This is a genomic window from Streptomyces sp. NPDC052107, from assembly GCF_040680215.1.
Taxonomy (GTDB): Bacteria; Actinomycetota; Actinomycetes; order Streptomycetales; family Streptomycetaceae; genus Streptomyces.
Window position 1 is genome coordinate 227,149 of sequence record NZ_JBFAWG010000008.1, and the last position, 16,116, is coordinate 243,264.

17 protein-coding genes, 1 tRNA gene and 1 other RNA gene are annotated in these 16,116 nt (G+C 72.2%); 18 read left to right on the plus strand and 1 reads right to left on the minus strand.

The features are described 5' to 3' along the window. Positions 1 to 179: 179 nt before the first annotated feature. From AB0M27_RS11970 to AB0M27_RS12030, 13 genes are all read left to right on the plus strand, one after another. A complete protein-coding gene (locus AB0M27_RS11970; RefSeq protein WP_365720546.1) occupies positions 180 to 536 on the plus strand; it encodes a hypothetical protein in 357 nt (118 codons plus the stop codon). Positions 537 to 539: 3 nt separating this feature from the next. Beyond that, complete coding sequence (locus AB0M27_RS11975; RefSeq protein ID WP_365720548.1) at positions 540 to 1,892, plus strand: FtsK/SpoIIIE domain-containing protein; 1,353 nt, start codon at positions 540 to 542, stop codon at positions 1,890 to 1,892. Positions 1,893 to 1,974: 82 nt separating this feature from the next. Next, positions 1,975 to 2,181: a hypothetical protein gene (locus tag AB0M27_RS11980; RefSeq protein ID WP_365720549.1), complete on the plus strand. Its 207-nt coding sequence runs from the start codon at positions 1,975 to 1,977 to the stop codon at positions 2,179 to 2,181. Positions 2,182 to 2,183: 2 nt separating this feature from the next. Beyond that, positions 2,184 to 2,390 (plus strand): hypothetical protein, encoded by a 207-nt coding sequence (locus AB0M27_RS11985; RefSeq protein ID WP_365720551.1) that lies wholly within the window; start codon positions 2,184 to 2,186, stop codon positions 2,388 to 2,390. A gap of 75 nt (positions 2,391 to 2,465) precedes the next feature. Then, complete coding sequence (locus tag AB0M27_RS11990; protein ID WP_365720553.1) at positions 2,466 to 3,137, plus strand: DUF2637 domain-containing protein; 672 nt, start codon at positions 2,466 to 2,468, stop codon at positions 3,135 to 3,137. A 19-nt stretch (positions 3,138 to 3,156) separates the two neighbouring features. After that, positions 3,157 to 3,348, plus strand: a complete 192-nt coding sequence (locus AB0M27_RS11995) for a mobile element transfer protein (RefSeq protein WP_365720555.1) — start codon at positions 3,157 to 3,159, stop codon at positions 3,346 to 3,348. An 11-nt stretch (positions 3,349 to 3,359) separates the two neighbouring features. Then, positions 3,360 to 3,515, plus strand: a complete 156-nt coding sequence (locus AB0M27_RS12000; protein ID WP_365720557.1) for a hypothetical protein — start codon at positions 3,360 to 3,362, stop codon at positions 3,513 to 3,515. Between the two features lie 23 nt (positions 3,516 to 3,538). After that, positions 3,539 to 3,856 carry a SpdD-like protein gene (locus AB0M27_RS12005; protein WP_365720559.1) on the plus strand — a complete coding sequence of 106 codons (318 nt, stop codon included), beginning with the start codon at positions 3,539 to 3,541 and terminating at the stop codon, positions 3,854 to 3,856. 89 nt (positions 3,857 to 3,945) lie between these two features. Next, positions 3,946 to 4,149, plus strand: coding sequence for a hypothetical protein (locus tag AB0M27_RS12010; protein ID WP_365720561.1), 204 nt, complete (start codon positions 3,946 to 3,948; stop codon positions 4,147 to 4,149). Beyond that, positions 4,146 to 4,388: a hypothetical protein gene (locus AB0M27_RS12015; protein WP_365720563.1), complete on the plus strand. Its 243-nt coding sequence runs from the start codon at positions 4,146 to 4,148 to the stop codon at positions 4,386 to 4,388. Before AB0M27_RS12010 ends, AB0M27_RS12015 begins: the two co-directional genes overlap by 4 nt. Further along, entirely contained in the window at positions 4,385 to 5,770 is a 1,386-nt protein-coding gene (gene repSA, locus AB0M27_RS12020; RefSeq protein ID WP_365720565.1) for a replication initiator protein RepSA, read from the plus strand. Before AB0M27_RS12015 ends, repSA begins: the two co-directional genes overlap by 4 nt. A gap of 237 nt (positions 5,771 to 6,007) precedes the next feature. Beyond that, positions 6,008 to 6,247: a helix-turn-helix domain-containing protein gene (locus AB0M27_RS12025; protein WP_365720567.1), complete on the plus strand. Its 240-nt coding sequence runs from the start codon at positions 6,008 to 6,010 to the stop codon at positions 6,245 to 6,247. Then, on the plus strand, positions 6,247 to 7,479 hold the full coding sequence (locus AB0M27_RS12030; RefSeq protein ID WP_365720569.1) for a tyrosine-type recombinase/integrase: 1,233 nt from the start codon (positions 6,247 to 6,249) through the stop codon (positions 7,477 to 7,479). Before AB0M27_RS12025 ends, AB0M27_RS12030 begins: the two co-directional genes overlap by 1 nt. Positions 7,480 to 7,558: 79 nt before the next feature. Here AB0M27_RS12030 and AB0M27_RS12035 read toward each other — a convergent pair. Beyond that, a tRNA-Ser gene (locus AB0M27_RS12035) sits at positions 7,559 to 7,646 on the minus strand. 108 nt (positions 7,647 to 7,754) lie between these two features. Here AB0M27_RS12035 and ffs point away from each other — a divergent pair. From ffs to AB0M27_RS12060, 5 genes are all read left to right on the plus strand, one after another. Next, positions 7,755 to 7,851, plus strand: an RNA gene (ffs, locus tag AB0M27_RS12040) — signal recognition particle sRNA small type. Between the two features lie 78 nt (positions 7,852 to 7,929). After that, a complete protein-coding gene (locus AB0M27_RS12045; RefSeq protein WP_365720571.1) occupies positions 7,930 to 10,350 on the plus strand; it encodes a DNA polymerase III subunit gamma and tau in 2,421 nt (806 codons plus the stop codon). Between the two features lie 456 nt (positions 10,351 to 10,806). Continuing rightward, positions 10,807 to 12,069, plus strand: a complete 1,263-nt coding sequence (gene purD / locus AB0M27_RS12050) for a phosphoribosylamine--glycine ligase (protein ID WP_365720573.1) — start codon at positions 10,807 to 10,809, stop codon at positions 12,067 to 12,069. 266 nt (positions 12,070 to 12,335) lie between these two features. Then, positions 12,336 to 14,327: a hypothetical protein gene (locus AB0M27_RS12055; protein ID WP_365720575.1), complete on the plus strand. Its 1,992-nt coding sequence runs from the start codon at positions 12,336 to 12,338 to the stop codon at positions 14,325 to 14,327. 259 nt (positions 14,328 to 14,586) lie between these two features. After that, positions 14,587 to 16,068: a N,N-dimethylformamidase beta subunit family domain-containing protein gene (locus AB0M27_RS12060; RefSeq protein ID WP_365720577.1), complete on the plus strand. Its 1,482-nt coding sequence runs from the start codon at positions 14,587 to 14,589 to the stop codon at positions 16,066 to 16,068. The last annotated feature ends 48 nt before the right edge of the window (positions 16,069 to 16,116 follow it).

The window sequence follows — 16,116 nt, forward strand, 5'->3', positions numbered from 1 at the left end:
TCTCGTCGCACTCAGTCTCGCAGAATCGAAGTTCTCCTACTAGTCGCAGTTTTTCTGTTGACCCGCAGTTTTTCTGCGAGTACCTTCGGTCGTGTCGGAACAACAGCCGCCCCGGGGTGCGTGCCATCCGCCAAGATCACAACGCAACCCGGGGCTCATCCCAAAAGGGAGACTCCATCATGCGTCAGATCCCCGTCGACACGTCCGGCGCGACCCTGATGGTCGCTCAGCCTCCGCAGACGAAGATGAAGGACAAGCGCAACGGCGTGATCGCCACTGACACCGACACTGGGCACACGCTTGTGACGGTGGATGTGCTGTTCGTGATGAACGGCAACGCGGAGGTCGTCACTATCACCGTGGCGGAGCCGGACATCTCCGGTGAGTTGGGCATGGGCACCCCGGTCGCGATCACCGGTCTGGTCGCCCGGCCGTGGGAAAACGAGTTCAACGGCCAGAAGCGGCACGGCATCAGTTTCCGGGCAGTCGCGGTCACTTCGTTGGCTGCGGGCGCCGCGGAGCCGAAGGCGGCCTGAGCCATGACCTGGCTAACCGTTGCCCTGGTGCTGGTTGTCGCCGCTGCGGGTCTCCTGCGGTGGCGGCGCCCCGCCTGGTACTGGATGACCTTCGGCGTCACCCTGGCCATGCTGCGGGTCCTGGTCCGCTACGCGTCCGTCATGGACGCCTGCGGGCTGACCGTCCCGCCATCCCGCTGGCGCTTGGCCCTGGCCCGGGCCGCCAACCGCCCGGTTCCCGGGCCTCGTGCCCCGCGGATCCTGCGGATGCGCCCGACCCGGACCGGCCTGGTCCTGCGGTTAGGGCTCCGGCCCGGTCAGGATGCCTTCGACGTCGCCGCCTCGTGTGACCGGCTGCGGCACTCGTTCGCCCTGTACGGCGTCACCTCCCGCGAACTGCGGTCCGGGGTCGTTGAGGTGCGGATGACCGGCTATGACGTACTTAGGCGGGTCCAGATGCCCGCCAGGACCGACACCCGCCCGATGCGGGTCCCGGTCGCCCTCCGCGAAGACGGCTCCATCCACTACCGCGACTACCGGGCCGTCCCGCACGCGCTCACGCTCGGCGCCACAGAGTCTGGCAAGTCCGTCTACCAGCGCAACCTGGTGGCCGCGCTCGCCTCGCAACACGTGGCCCTGGTCGGCATCGACTGCAAGGAAGGAGTGGAACTGTTTCCGCTGGCCCGCCGGTTCTCCGCGCTGGCCGACAACCCCGACACCGCCGCCGAACTCCTCGACGCCCTGGTGTCCCACATGCAGGACGTCTACCAGCTCATCCGGGCTGAGCAGCGCATCACGGCGGACGTGCCGGATGCGGAGATCGCGGCCGACATCTGGAGTCTGCCCGAAGGTCTGCGGCCGATCCCGATCGTGGTCCTGGTCGATGAGGTCGCCGAACTCACCCTCAGCGCGAAGAGGAACGACCCGCGCCGGGACCGGATCGTCAGGGCTCTGGTGCGCCTCGCCCAGCTCGGCCGCGCTGCCGGCGTCTACCTGGAGATCTGCGGGCAGCGCTTCGGTTCCGAACTCGGTGACGGCATCACCATGCTCCGCGCCCAGCTCACCGGCCGTACCGCTCACCGCGTCAACGACGAGACCTCCGCCAAGATGGCCTTCGCTGACATCGCGCCCGATGCCGTGCTGGCCGCGGTCCAGATCCCCACCGACATGCCCGGCGTCGCCATCACCGGCGACTCCACCGGCGGCTGGGCCCGCATCCGCGCCCCGCACACCTCGCTCCGCCAGGCCGTCAACACCTGCAACCGGCACGCCGACCTGACCCCGGACCTGCCCGCCCTGGCTCCCTTCCGGCCCGCCCTCGGTATCCCGGCTCCTGCCGATGCCCCAGCCGTCGAGTCCATTCCGGCCACCACCTGACCACTCCCCGCTCCCCGGTCGGCGCGACCGCCTCGCGCCAGGTCCCTACCCGAGCCATGCCCGAAGAAGGAGATCACCCGCCATGTGCCCCGACTGCGAGGACTTCGCCCGCACCGTGGTGATGCTCGGCCAACTCGCCCTGTACGCCGAGATGCCCGGCGCGGATGAGGACTTCATCGACACCGTGGGCCCGTGCCTGGCCGTGTCGCTGCCGGAGCCGCCGCCCGGCACCTTCCCGCCCGGCTACGACCCGAACGAGGGCCCGGAATACCCCGGCGAGGGGTGGTGAGCATGGCCACCGCGAAACGGCCTGCCACCCGCCGCAACTGCAAGTCGGCTCCGCCGAGGCCCGAGCCGGTCAAGTGCCCGGACTGCGACGGCAACGGCGAGATCACCGAAGCCGTCCGGGTCGGAGCCCGTAAGAAACGCGCCACCGACGACCACCAGACCGGCCTGTGCCTCACCTGCTGGGGCACCGGCGAAGCCCCCACCGACTGAACGCCCCGCAGGGACGGGGCGACCGGACACCGATCCCCGCCCCGCCCTGCAACCCCCCCGGAAGGAGGATCCGCGATGCGTCCCGCACTGCGCCCGGATGCCGTGCTCGTACAGGCTGTGATCGCCGGAGCCCTGTCCTTCGCTCACCTCCATGACCTGGCCGCCGCGGCTGGACAGTCCGGCTGGAAGGCGTGGGCCTATCCCGTCTCGGTTGACCTGCTCCTAGTCGCTGCTTGGCGACGCCTCCGCTCGGATGGCCCATCCCGGCTGGCCTGGTGCTGGTTCCTCGTCGCCCTGGTCGCCTCACTCGGTGCCAACGTCGCCACCGCCGGATTCCTCGAACTGGCCCACCCGCCCGCGCTGCTCCGGCTCGGTGTCGCCGGATGGCCTGCCCTGGCTTTCCTCGGCGGAACCCTCCTCGCCCACTCGGCCTCACCCGACCACGCCGGGGACCGCGCGCCCGTTCCGTTGGCATCCGCAGCCCCGGCCCCCGCACCTGACAGCGAACCCCAGCCCGAACCCGAACCGGGTCCCGCCCTGGAGTCCGAGACGGCCCCGGTTCTGCCCGTCGCCGGCCCCACCCCCGCTCCTCCGGTGGCGGTCCCGGCCGCGCTGGTCGACCACGCCCGCAAGGTCGCTGCCGACCACGAAGCACGCACCGGCAACCCGATCGACACCGACACCCTGCGGGCCCGCCTCGGCGTCCCGTCCCACCTCGCCGATGCGATCGCCGCCCAACTCGCCTGACCGAAAGGGAGATCAGTTCATGCCTGCCCGCGACTTCTTCCACTCCGTGATGAGCATCGGCCCGGTCCAGATCGGCACCCATCGTGACCGCCACGGCCAGACCAAATACGCCGCCGTGTGCACCGCCGACGGTTGCGGCTGGTCCGCCGACTACACCAGCCAGTCCGCCGCCCAACTCGCCGCCCGCACCCACCGCTGCCGCGTCCGCTAGGAGGCACCCCGTTGCAGGTTCCGCTCTGGTTCGCCCTGCTCGTCGTCGGCTACCTCGGCGTCAAGCTCATCCGCCCGCCCGCCTGGCTCATCGCCGTCCTGCTGCTCGGTGGCTACCTCCTCGCCGACAGCGTCCTGGCCCCTGCCATCAACCCACTCGTCAAGTAGCCCGCTCAGAAGGGAGTTCACCGATGCTTCGCCCGAAGATCCCGACCATGCCCACCCCGACCGGATGCGTGACCCCGCCTGCCGTCGTCGAGCCGACCACGGTCATCCCGGCGGCTCAGACCCCGCCGCCCGCCCCGGCAGCTCCGGCGCCGTCCCGGCCGGTCGTCCAGCTCACGCCCGGCACCGTGCTTGCCCTCGTCGGCGGGGGCACCGCCGTGGTCCTGGTCGTCGGCGCCGTCCTGGTCTCCATGCTCCTCGCGGTCGCCATCACTGGCGCCTCGGTCGCCGTGTGCGCGGTCGTCCTGCGCTCGCTGCTTGCCTCCGAGACCCGGCGACGCTGACCGGCCCCCGGAGCGGCGTCAACCGCCAAGTCTCGTCCGCTCCGGGTGCCGTCCCTGCCCGAACCATCGATCCGGAAGGAATCTCCATCATGACCGGCCCTACTCAGGCCACCACCCGCAACGCGCGGATCTGCCCGGACTGCGACGGCTTCGCCACGGTCGCCATCACCCTCGGCGGCCGCGACCGGCACGGCCACCTGCGCATCATCACCGCGCACTGCCCGGCCTGCAACGGCACCGGCACCACGCCCGTACGTCGGCCGTGCGCCACGGTATCGGGGGCGGCCGCGTGAAGACCCTCACCACCTCCGCTCACATCGAGCCGGACACCACCAGCCGCGTGCACGTCTTCCCCAGCACCGACCGCGACGGGGCCTTCGTGAGCCTCCGTATCGGCGGTGACCTCATCGACGTCGCCTTCATCGCCCGCCCCGGCACCGCCGAAGCCCTGCGCACCCTGGCTCGCGCCGCCGACGAAGCCGCCCGCGTCCTCGACCAGATCACCGCCGACGAGCAGGAGGGAGCCGCGTGACCGACACCGCGACCTTCGCGGGCCTGGACCCGATCACCCTGGGAGACCTCCTCAGGGTGGCCGGGCTCCCCGGCTTCGACCGCTGGCAAGACCAGATCAAGCGCACCGGCGGCTGCGCTGACCCCATCCACCTACGCGGCTGGGTCCTCCACAAGGACAAGGTCACCGGCGAGACCCTGCACCGCTACAGCACTGAGGGCGAACCGGGCGGACGCCTCCGGGTGGCCTGCGGCAATCGGCGGGCCTCCCGCTGCCCGTCCTGCGCCTGGATGTACGCGGGCGATACCTACCGCCTCATCCGAGCCGGGCTCGCTGGAGACGAGGCCAAGGACATCCCGGCCACTGTCCGCGACCATCCCCGCGTCTTCGCCACCTTCACCGCTCCCTCGTTTGGCCCCGTCCACAACCGGCCCGAGCGCGGCGTCTGCCGTTGCGGCACCCACCACGCCGCAGACGACCCCGCCCTCGGTACCGCTCTGGACCCGGAGACGTACGACTACGCGGGCATGGTGCTGTTCAACAACTACGCCGGAGACCTCTGGATGCGGTTCGCCAACCGGCTCCGCCGAGAGATCGCCGCCCGCGCAGGACTGACCCAGCGCGAACTGAAAGAAGCCTGCCGGGTGTCCTACGGCAAGGTGGCCGAGTTCCAGAAGCGGGGCGCCGTCCACTTCCACGCCGTGATCCGCCTCGACGGACCTGACGGGCCTGACTCCCTACCGCCCGCTTGGGCCAGCACCGACCTGCTCACGGACGCCATCCGCGCGTCTGCGGTGCACGCATACAGCAGCGTGAGCGTCCCGGCCGCCGGGGACCAGCCCGCCCGCACCTTCCAGTGGGGCCGACAACTCGACGTCCGCCCCGTGATGGCGTTCGGCGACGGCTCGGACATCACCGAACAGGCGGTGGCCTCCTACGTGGCCAAGTACGCCACCAAAGCTGCGGAGAACACCGGCACCCTCGACCGGCGCATCGGCGAACTCGCGGAACTTGACCGGCACGGCGTTCCCGACCACGCCCGCCGTCTGATCGCGGCGTGCCGCGACCTGGAGGGGCTGTACCCCGACCGGCGCCTGTGGGCCTGGGCTCACATGCTCGGCTTCCGCGGTCACTTCTCCTCGAAGTCCCGCCGCTATTCGACAACCCTCGGCGAGCTCCGCCAGGCCCGTGCCGACTACCGCGCCGCCCAGGAACGTGACGCCCTCGGCCTCGACGAGGTCGAGCCGGAAACCGTCCTTGTGCTCGCTGACTGGCAGTACGCCGGACACGGCCACACCCCCGGTGAGTCGGTCCTCGCCGCCTCGATCGCCCGTGATCTCCAGCTCAACCGCCAAACCGCCCGTGAAGAACTGGCCGCATCAGGAGGAGCCGACCTTGCGTGAACGCTTGCGGCGGGTACCGGGCTCGGACTGCCCGGTGTGCCGCGAACTGCCTTGCGCCGACTGTGCCGCCTGCTGGGTTGCGTTCGCGGCCAACGAGTGGACGGGCTGCCTGGAGTGCGGCGGCTCCGGGCGTCACTCCACTGAGCCCCGCTTCCCGTGCCCCGTCTGCGGTGGCTCAACGCTCGTGCCGGCCCGCCCCGTTTTGATCTTGCTCGGCCTAGATTCCAAGGGGGAGAAGTGACCACAGTCGCAGCCACACTCGACCCGACGACCGCTGATCCGACGCTTCTTCTCCTCACGGTCGAAGAAGCTGCTCGCCGACTGGGCATCGGCCGCACAACGTGCTTCGCCCTCATCGCCTCGGGTGAGCTGGAGTCAGTCAAGGTCGGCAGTCTGCGGCGCATCCCCGTTGACGCCCTCGTCGCGTACGTCCGCCGTCTTCGTGGCGCCTCCGCCTCTTCCATGGGAGATGCGTGATGGCGAAGCGGACCCGGGAGCCGAACGGCGCGGCCTCGATCTACAAGGGCGCCGATGGCCGATGGCATGGCCGTGTGACCGTCGGCATCCGCCCGGACGGCAAACCTGATCGGCGGCACGTCGGCCGCAAAACCAAGGCTGAGGTCGTCAAAGCCGTCCGGGAGATAGAACGCAAGCGCGACTTGGGGAACCTCAGCAAGCCGGGCGAGAAGTGGACGCTTGGGAGCTGGCTGGAGCACTGGGTGCACGAAATCGCGAAGAAGTACGTCTCAGAGAACACGTACGCCGGGTACGAGGTGGACGTGCGAGTACACCTGGTCCCGGGCATCGGTGCTCACCGGCTCGACCGTCTGGAGCCGGAGCACCTGGAGGCCTTCTACGCCAAGATGCAGCGCGAGGGCAGCAAGGCCGGGACGGCGCATCACGTGCACCGCACTGTGCGGGTGGCGCTTGCCGAGGCCAGGCGGCGCGGGCACGTCTCGCGCAATGTCGCCGAGATCGCCCGGGCTCCCCGGCTCGAAGAGGAGGAGGTGGAGCCGTACACCATCGCGGAGGTGCAAAGCCTGCTCCTGGAGGCATCCAAGCTCCGCAATAGCGCGCGCTGGGTCGTGGCCCTCGCGCTCGGCCTCCGCCAGGGAGAAGCTCTCGCGCTCCAGTGGGATGACGTTGACCTGGACGCGGGATACCTCCGCATCCGCCGGAACCGGCTCCGGCCCAGGTACAGGCATGGCTGCGGAGACGAGTCGTGCGGCAAGAAGCCGGGGTACTGCCCCAAGCGCGAGCAGATTCGGCGCGAGCACAAGAGCACGAAGTCACGCTCTGGTCGCCGGACGGTCGGTCTGCCTGACCCGCTGATCAAGCTGCTCCGCAAGCACAGGGAGGAGCAGGACCGGGAGCGCGCGGAGGCCGGAGCCGACTGGGAGGACAAGGGCTACGTCTTCACGTCGCCGACTGGGGGGCCTCTGAGCCCGAACACCGACTACCACGTGTGGAAGCGGCTTCTTCGGGACGCTGGCGTGCGGGACGGGCGCCTTCATGACGCTCGGCACACGGCGGCCACGGTCCTCCTCGTGCTCGGTGTCCCCGATGTCATCGTGGACGCGATTATGGGATGGGAGCCGGGTGGCGCCGCGCGGATGCGGGCCCGCTACATGCATGTGACAGGGCTCATGCTCCGGAAGGTCGCGGATCAGGTCGGCGAGAAGCTGTGGGGCTCCTCCGGAGGCAACTGAGACCAAAACTGAGACCACGCACGTCGAAGGGCCCCACTGCGAACAGTGGGGCCCTTCGACATCGTGCCCGGTGAGGCACTGGCGGAGGATACGAGATTCGAACTCGTGAGGGGTTGCCCCCAACACGCTTTCCAAGCGTGCGCCCTAGGCCTCTAGGCGAATCCTCCGCCGGAAACATTACATGACCGAGGGGAGTGCTCGCGAACTCGTTCCCGCCTCGTTCCCGCAGGCCCGCATCCGTTACAGCCCACGGGCCGCGATCGGGTACTGTGGAGCGCAGCCCCTCACGCGGCGCTATCTGACTGAACTCCCCCAGGGCCGGAAGGCAGCAAGGGTAGGTCGGCTCTGGCGGGTGCGTGGGGGGCCCTTGCGTTTCCGGGCCGCTGCGGACTTCGTCGGGGCGTCCGCGGCCGGGACCGGTTGTCAGTGGGCGCCTATAACCTCGTATGCGTGTCGTCTCTCGCGCTGTACCGCCGCTATCGCCCGGAGACCTTTACCGAGGTCATCGGGCAGGAGCATGTCACCGACCCGCTGCAGCAGGCGCTGCGGAACAACCGGGTCAATCACGCGTACCTGTTCAGCGGTCCGCGCGGCTGCGGCAAGACGACCAGCGCACGGATCCTCGCCCGCTGCCTGAACTGTGAGCAGGGTCCCACCCCGACCCCGTGCGGCGAGTGCCAGTCGTGCCGCGACCTGGCGCGCAACGGCCCGGGCTCGATCGACGTCATCGAGATCGACGCGGCCTCTCACGGTGGTGTGGACGACGCCCGTGAGCTGCGCGAGAAGGCGTTCTTCGGCCCCGCGAGCAGCCGGTACAAGATCTACATCATCGACGAGGCCCACATGGTCACGTCGGCCGGCTTCAACGCGCTGCTGAAGGTCGTCGAGGAGCCGCCGGAGCATCTGAAGTTCATCTTCGCGACCACCGAGCCCGAGAAGGTCATCGGCACGATCCGGTCGCGGACGCATCACTACCCCTTCCGGCTCGTCCCGCCCGGCACCCTGCGGGACTACCTCGCCGAGGTGTGCCAGAAGGAGGACATCCCGGTCGAGGACGGCGTGCTGCCCCTCGTCGTGCGCGCCGGCGCGGGTTCCGTGCGTGACTCCATGTCCGTCATGGACCAGCTCCTCGCCGGTGCCGGCGCGGAGGGTGTGACCTATGCCATGGCCACCTCCCTCCTCGGCTACACCGACGGCTCCCTTCTCGACTCCGTCGTCGAGGCCTTCGCCACCGGTGACGGGGCCGCCGCCTTCGAGGTCGTCGACCGCGTCATCGAGGGCGGCAACGACCCGCGCCGTTTCGTCGCCGACCTGCTGGAGCGCCTCCGGGACCTGGTGATCCTCGCCGCCGTGCCGGACGCCGTGGAGAAGGGGCTCCTCGACGCCCCCGCCGACGTCCTGGAGCGCATGCAGGCCCAGGCCTCCACCTTCGGCGCCGCCGAGCTGAGCCGCGCCGCCGACCTGGTCAACGCGGGCCTGACGGAGATGCGCGGCGCCACCTCGCCCCGCCTCCAGCTGGAACTGATCTGCGCACGCGTCATGCTCCCCGCCGCCTACGGCGACGAGCGCTCGCTGATGGCCCGCCTCGACCGCATCGAGCGTGGCGTCCACTTCTCGGCCGGCACCGGCGCGCCCGCCATGGGCTACGTCCCTGGCCCCGAGTCCCACGGCGCCGGCACCTCCATGCCGCCCGCCGCAGCCTCCGTACCGCCCGGCACCGGCCCGGCGGCGGCCCGCGCGGCGGTGCGGTCGGCCAATGGGCCGGGGGGTGGCGGGCCTGGCGCTGGTGGGCAGGACGTTGGCGGTCCGGGTGCCGGTGGGCCGGGTGTCAGTGGTCCTGGCGTCGGTGGTCATGGGGCCGTTGGTCCGGGTTCTGGCGGCCCTGGCGTCGGTGGTCCGGCCCCGGCCGCCCCCGCGGCTACGGCCCCTACGGCTCCCACGGCACCGGCTGCCCCTGGCGTCCCGGCGGCCCCCGCACCCGCCGCCCAGGCCGAGGTGCCGCCCTCCGCACCCCCCGCCCCGGCCGGTGCGTCCACCCCGGCTCCCGTCGCTCCCGGCGCCTGGCCCACAGCCGCTACGGCCGGAAGTGGCCGGCGTCCTGGTGGCTGGCCCACGGCCGCTGCACCGGCGGGCGGCGCACCGCAAGGCCACACCCCACAGGGCCATGCCCCGGGCCGTCCCTCGGCCGGCCAGCAGCAGCCCCCGGCATCCTCGGCGGCCCCCGCGGCCCCCGCGGCCCCGGCAGCGCCCGCGGCCGCCCCGACCGGTGGCCTCGATCCCCGCATGCTCTGGCCGAACATCCTGGAGGCCGTCAAGAACCGCCGCCGCTTCACCTGGATCCTGCTCAGCCAGAACGCGCAGGTGGCCGGCTTCGACGGCACCACTCTCCAGCTCGGCTTCGTCAACGCCGGTGCCCGTGACAACTTCGCCGGCAGCGGCAGCGAGGACGTGCTGCGGGCGGCGCTGGCCGAGCAGTTCAACGTGCAGTGGAAGATCGAGGCGGTCGCAGACCCGTCCGGTGGCGGTTCCGCGCCCCCGCCCGCCGGGGGCTCGGGCTTCGGCGGCGGAGGGGGTTACGGCGCCCCCGCCGGAGGCGGCGGTGGCTACGGCGCCCCGGCCGCTCCCCGCCCCGCGGCTCCCCAGCCGGCCCCGCAGGCTCCCGCGCCATCGCAGTCCGGCCCCGCGGCCGCTCCCGCCGCACCCACCCCTGCGCCTCAGCCCACGTCCGCCCCCGAGCCGCCCCCCGTCGCCCCCGAGGACGACATCCCAGAGGACGACGACCCGGATCTGGACGAGTCGGCCCTCTCCGGCCACGAACTGATCGTGCGGGAACTGGGGGCGACGGTGGTCGAGGAGTTCTCGAACGAGTAGCCCGCCGGGCCGGGGTGGCGCTGCGAGTGGCCAACCGGGTCGGGGCGCGGCAGTGCCAGTGGCCGACCGGGAAGGGGCGGCCCGGCGAGTGGCCGACAGGGATGAGCTGGCGCCGCGAGTTGCTGGCCGGGATCGGTGCCGCGAGTGGCCGACCGAGCCGACTCCCGCCCACCTCGGCCCGCACCGCACTGCACCACACACGCCCCACCCCAGCCCGAACGGCACCCTCCCAGCCGACCGAGCCAGCTCTCTCCCCCGGCCCGTCCCGCCCGCACCACCCACCCCAAGCCCGAACGGCACCCTCCCAGCCGACCGAGTCGAGTGGGCAGGTGGGCAAAGTCGGGCCTCTGGGGGCGGGCCCCCAGAGGACGGCCACCCCGACACCGCCCTCCTTTGGAGGAAACCCCAACAAACCCGCCCCCCAACCTTCGGCAACCTTGCCATTAGGCTGACCCCGTGAAGGTCCTCGTCATCGGCAGCGGCGCCCGCGAACACGCCCTGTGCCGCTCCCTGTCCCTCGCCCCCGACGTCACCGCGCTGCACTGCGCCCCAGGCAACGCCGGCATCGCCGAGGTCGCCGAGCTGCACTCGGTCGACGCGCTCGACGGCAAGGCGGTCGCCGAGCTGGCCGCCGGCCTCGGTGCCGACCTGGTCGTCGTCGGCCCGGAGGCCCCGCTGGTCGCCGGTGTGGCCGACGCCGTCCGCGCGGCGGGCATCCCGGTGTTCGGCCCGTCCAAGGAGGCCGCGCAGCTGGAGGGTTCCAAGGCCTTCGCCAAGGACGTCATGGCGGCGGCCGGGGTGCCGACCGCCCGCTCCTACGTGTGCACGACGGCCGAGGAGGCCGCCGAGGCCCTGGACGCCTTCGGCGCCCCCTACGTCGTCAAGGACGACGGCCTCGCCGCCGGCAAGGGCGTGGTCGTCACCGACGACCTGGAGGCCGCCAAGGCCCACGCCGCCGCCTGCGAGCGCGTGGTCATCGAGGAGTTCCTCGACGGCCCCGAGGTGTCCCTCTTCGCGATCACCGACGGAGAGACGGTCGTACCGCTCCAGCCCGCCCAGGACTTCAAGCGCGCCCTGGACGGCGACGAGGGCCCGAACACCGGCGGCATGGGCGCGTACTCGCCGCTGCCGTGGGCCGAGCCGAAGCTGGTCGACGAGGTGCTGGAGACGGTGCTGCAGCCGACCGTGGACGAGCTGCACCGCCGTGACACTCCCTTCTGCGGTCTGCTCTACGCGGGCCTGGCGATCACCAGCCGTGGTGTCCGGGTGATCGAGTTCAACGCCCGCTTCGGCGACCCCGAGACCCAGGTCGTGCTGGCCCGGCTGAAGACCCCGCTGGCCGGCCTGCTGATGGCCGCCGCCACCGGCAACCTCGCCGATCTGCCGCCCCTGCGCTGGAGCGAGGACGCGGCCGTCACGGTCGTCGTCGCCTCGCACAACTACCCCGCCACCCCCCGCACCGGCGACCCGATCACCGGTCTGGACGAGGTGGCCGCCGAGGACGCCCCGCACGCGTACGTGCTGCACGCCGGGACCAAGCGGGACGGCGACGCCGTCGTCAGCGCGGGCGGACGGGTGCTGTCCGTCACCGCCACCGGCAAGGACCTGACCGAGGCGCGCGAACGGGCGTACCGGGCGGTGGGCCGGATCCACCTGGACGGCTCCCAGCACCGCACGGACATCGCCGCGAAGGCGGCGGCCGAGGCGGCGGACGCCTGACTTTCCCTCGCCCTGATGCAGGCCCCGGATCCCCTGATCCGGGGCCTGATCTTTGCTGTCTGTCACTCACCTCTGACCAAAGCCATTCCATCGAGTGAGCAATCGTCCATACGGCTGACGTGGGCCGGAGCCCCAACTAGGGTGCCGCGCAAGCGTTCCGGCACTTGGCCCACCGGCATTGCGATGTCAGTGGCGGGTGCCACAGTGGGGGAGTGAGCACCACCAGGACAGCACGTACATCGGCAGTGAGGGGGTGAGGGCGGGACGTGACCGGAATCGGTGCGGAGATGGGCGCGCAGGCCGCGCGCAGCCGGGCCCTCGCCGTACTGCGGGTGCGGGGCCGGGCGCTGGCCGTGGCCGTGCTGCCCGCGGCGGCCGCGGTGATCCTGCTGACCGGCGGCCCCACCGGCCACTTCGTCGGCCGGGGCTGGGACGTGGCCCGCTGGGTCGTGGGCGTGCTCGCCGTGCTGGTGCTGCTGGCCGCCACCGGTATCGCCCTGGTCGTGGCCCGGGCCCGTCCGGCCGTCAGCCCGACGGTGCCGATCCCGGAGGGATCCGCCCCGGACCTGTACCGGATGGTGCGCGACCTCGCCGACCGGCTGGACGTGCCGGCCCCCTCGGCCATAGCGCTGACCCCGGACTGCGACAGCTGGCTGGAGGACCGCACACATTCGGCCCACAGCCCGCCTGCGCGCCCCGCGCCCGACGAGGACGAGCTGGCGGGCCCGGGCCGCCGCCCGCCCGTCGCGCCGGTGCTCGTCATCGGCTCCCCGTTCCTGTGGTGGATGCGGGTCGGCGAGCTGCGCGCGGTCCTCGCCCCGGTCATCGCCGGTACGGGCCCTTCGGGGCACCCGGACATAGCCGCCGCCCGGCGATTCGTGCGCGGTCTGGACGCGGCGGTCGCGGTCGCCTCGACACGGGCCCGCTGTCCGGCGACGCGCGGTGTGTGCGCGGCCCTCGGCTGGGTGGCCCGCCTGCTGCTGCGGAGTTGCCGGGAGCACGCCACTCAGATGGAGCGCGGGGTCGCCGCGGCGGCGGCCGAGCGGGCCCAGGCCGTCGACTACGGCCTGCGGATCGTCGCCCAGGAGCAGGTGGGCCTGGCCTACGCCGGCTGGGACCGGCTGCTGACCAGGGTCGCGCTGCCCGCCTGGCGCATGGGTCGCTGGCCCTCGCGGCTGGACGCGGGCGTGGTGGCGGCGCTCACCGAGTTGTCCCGGCGCGACCGCCTGGCCGAGGGTTTCACCTCCCGGCTCGGCGAGCGGCCCGCCTGCGACCTCCTGGAGGAGCCGGGTGCCGTGGACGAGGCCGCGTCCCTGCTCGCCGCCCGCCTCTTCCACGGTGGCCCCGCGGAGTCCGGCCCGGACTGGGCGCCGGTGGACTGGCAGGCGTATCCGGAGGAGGTCGTGGACCGCACCTGGCGCGCCGACGCGGCCCGCCTGCACCGCGTCCTGGACTCCCTGGGCGTCCGCCCGTCCCTCGACCCCACGACCCCCGACCCCGGCGGCCCCACCCTGGCCCGAGTCCTGGACCACCTCACCGAGCCCGCCCCGGAAGCACCGGAACCGAGGGCGTCGCAGGTCGCCCCCCACCCCACCGCCGCGGATCCGGCCCCCTCGCTCCCAACGGCCCCAGCGCCCGACGCGCAACCCGCCGACGGTGGGAACGCCCCCCTGGAGCCCCCCGCCCCGACGCCGCTTCCGCAACCCGCCGACGGCGAGGACGCCCCACAGGGGCCACCCGCACCCGACAGCGCAAGTCGCATGGGGGGTGCGGGTGGGAACGAAATCCCCGCCGAAGGCGAAGCCGAGGCGGAACCGGTGCCGCCCGACACACCGGACGCGCCCGAAGACCCCGGCACGGAACGCAGCGCCGCCCTCGCCGTAGGCCTGACCGCCGCGCTGGCCCGGGAGGAGGCCGGCGCGCCCAGATTCGGCGCGACCGCCACCGGCCGAAGCGCCGAGAGCGCCCTGTGGGACGACGCCGGCCTGCCGCTCTTCCCGCTGCAGCCGCCCCGCACCGCCCGCGACCTGCTCACCGATCACGTCACGGCCATGGTGTGCTGCGCCGCCGTGGACACCGCCGGCGCGGTCCCCGCCCTGGACTGGCTGGACGGCCCCTCCCTGCTGCTGGGCGGCGAGCGCGCCGCCGACCTCGCGCCCAAGGTGCTCCGCCTCATCGAGGAGGGAGACCCGGGCCCGCTGCGCGACTGGCTGGCCGCGTCCGGGATACGCCCCGAGAAGCCCGTACGGCTCGTCTAGCCGGCTGTGGCAGCCCCCTGCTGAGCCCCATGCGGCTCGCCGAACGGGAGTTCTGTCTTCCACTTCAGGTCAATTCGCAACGACTAGTGACCGAGCCCGTGCGTTATGTGATGTGCTGGGAGCGACCAAGCACCTGGCAAGGGCGTGCGACATACGACAGCACGCCCGAGAACTGTGCGTACCACCGAGCACACCGAGAACAGCGAGCACGAGCACCACCGAGACAGGACGACACGGGGGCAGAGGGAGGGGAGCGACCATGGCCTCGGACCACATCCGCCGCTGGGAGTCCGGAGCACTCGCGCACGCCGTCACGGACCCCTTCGGTCAGGGCCCGATGCCCTGGCTGCGCGGCAGTGAGACCTACTTCGACGACACCGGTCATGTCGTGCCCTGGTACGTCGACCCGAGCCCACAGCCGCTCAAAGGGGTCGGCACCGCCCCGCGCGTGCCCGGACCCCGCTCGGCCGACGACGTGCACCGCCAGATCAAGGGCTTCACCGCAACCGGCGCGGTCACGCCCGGCGCGGCGATCGACTTCCACATCACGGTCGACCCGCCCCAGGAGTTCGGCGTCGACATCTACCGGATCGGCCACTACGGCGGTGACGGCGCCTCCAAGATCACCACCAGTCCGCGCCTGTCCGGCATCGTCCAGCCCGCGCCGCTGGCCGTCGACCGCACGGTCTCCTGCCACCACTGGTGGCTGTCCTGGCGCCTCCAGGTGCCCTCCCACTGGCCCATCGGCGCCTATGTGGCCGTGCTCACCACCGCCGACGGTTACCGCTCCCACGTGCCGTTCACGGTCCGCGACGACCACCCCGCCGACCTGCTCCTGCTGCTGCCGGACATCACCTGGCAGGCGTACAACCTGTATCCGGAGGACGGCCGCACCGGCGCCAGCCTCTACCACGCCTGGGACGACAAGGGCCGGCTGCTCGGCGAGGCCGACGCGGCGACCACGGTCTCCTTCGACCGCCCCTACGCGGGCGCCGGGCTTCCCCTGCACGTCGGGCACGCCTACGACTTCATCCGCTGGGCCGAGCGGTACGGCTACGACCTCGCCTACGCCGACGCCCGCGACCTGCACGCCGGCCGCGTGGATCCGGCCCGCTACCGGGGCCTGGTCTTCCCCGGCCACGACGAGTACTGGTCCGTCCCGATGCGCCGCGCGGTCGAGCAGGCCCGCGACCGCGGCACCTCACTGGTCTTCCTCTCCGCCAACACCATGTACTGGCAGGTGGAGCTGGGCCCTTCCCCGTCGGGCGTCCCGGACCGCCTGCTGACCTGCCGCAAGCGCAAGGGACCCGGCAAGCCGGTCCTCTGGCGCGAGATCGACCGGCCCGAGCAGCAAGTGGTCGGCATCCAGTACGCGGGCCGGGTGCCCGAGCCGCATCCCCTGGTCGTCCGCAACGCCGGCCACTGGCTCTGGGAGGCGACCGGCGCGCACGAGGGCGACGAGATCGAGGGCCTGGTCGCCGGCGAGGCCGACCGGTACTTCCCGCGCACCCCGCTGCCCGCGCACGAGGAGCGCATCCTGCTCGCCCACTCCCCGTACACCGACAACGACGGCGTCCTGCGCCACCAGGAGACCTCCCTCTACCGCGCCCCCTCCGGCGCCTGGGCCTTCGCCTCCGGAACCTTCGCCTGGTCCCCGGCCCTGGACCGCCCCGGTCATGTGGACCCCCGTATCCAGCGCGCCACGGCCAACCTCCTGGACCGCATCTGCAAACGCGACTGATCGCCAATACAGAACACACGACCCCTGGCCGAAACCCATCGCCCCCAT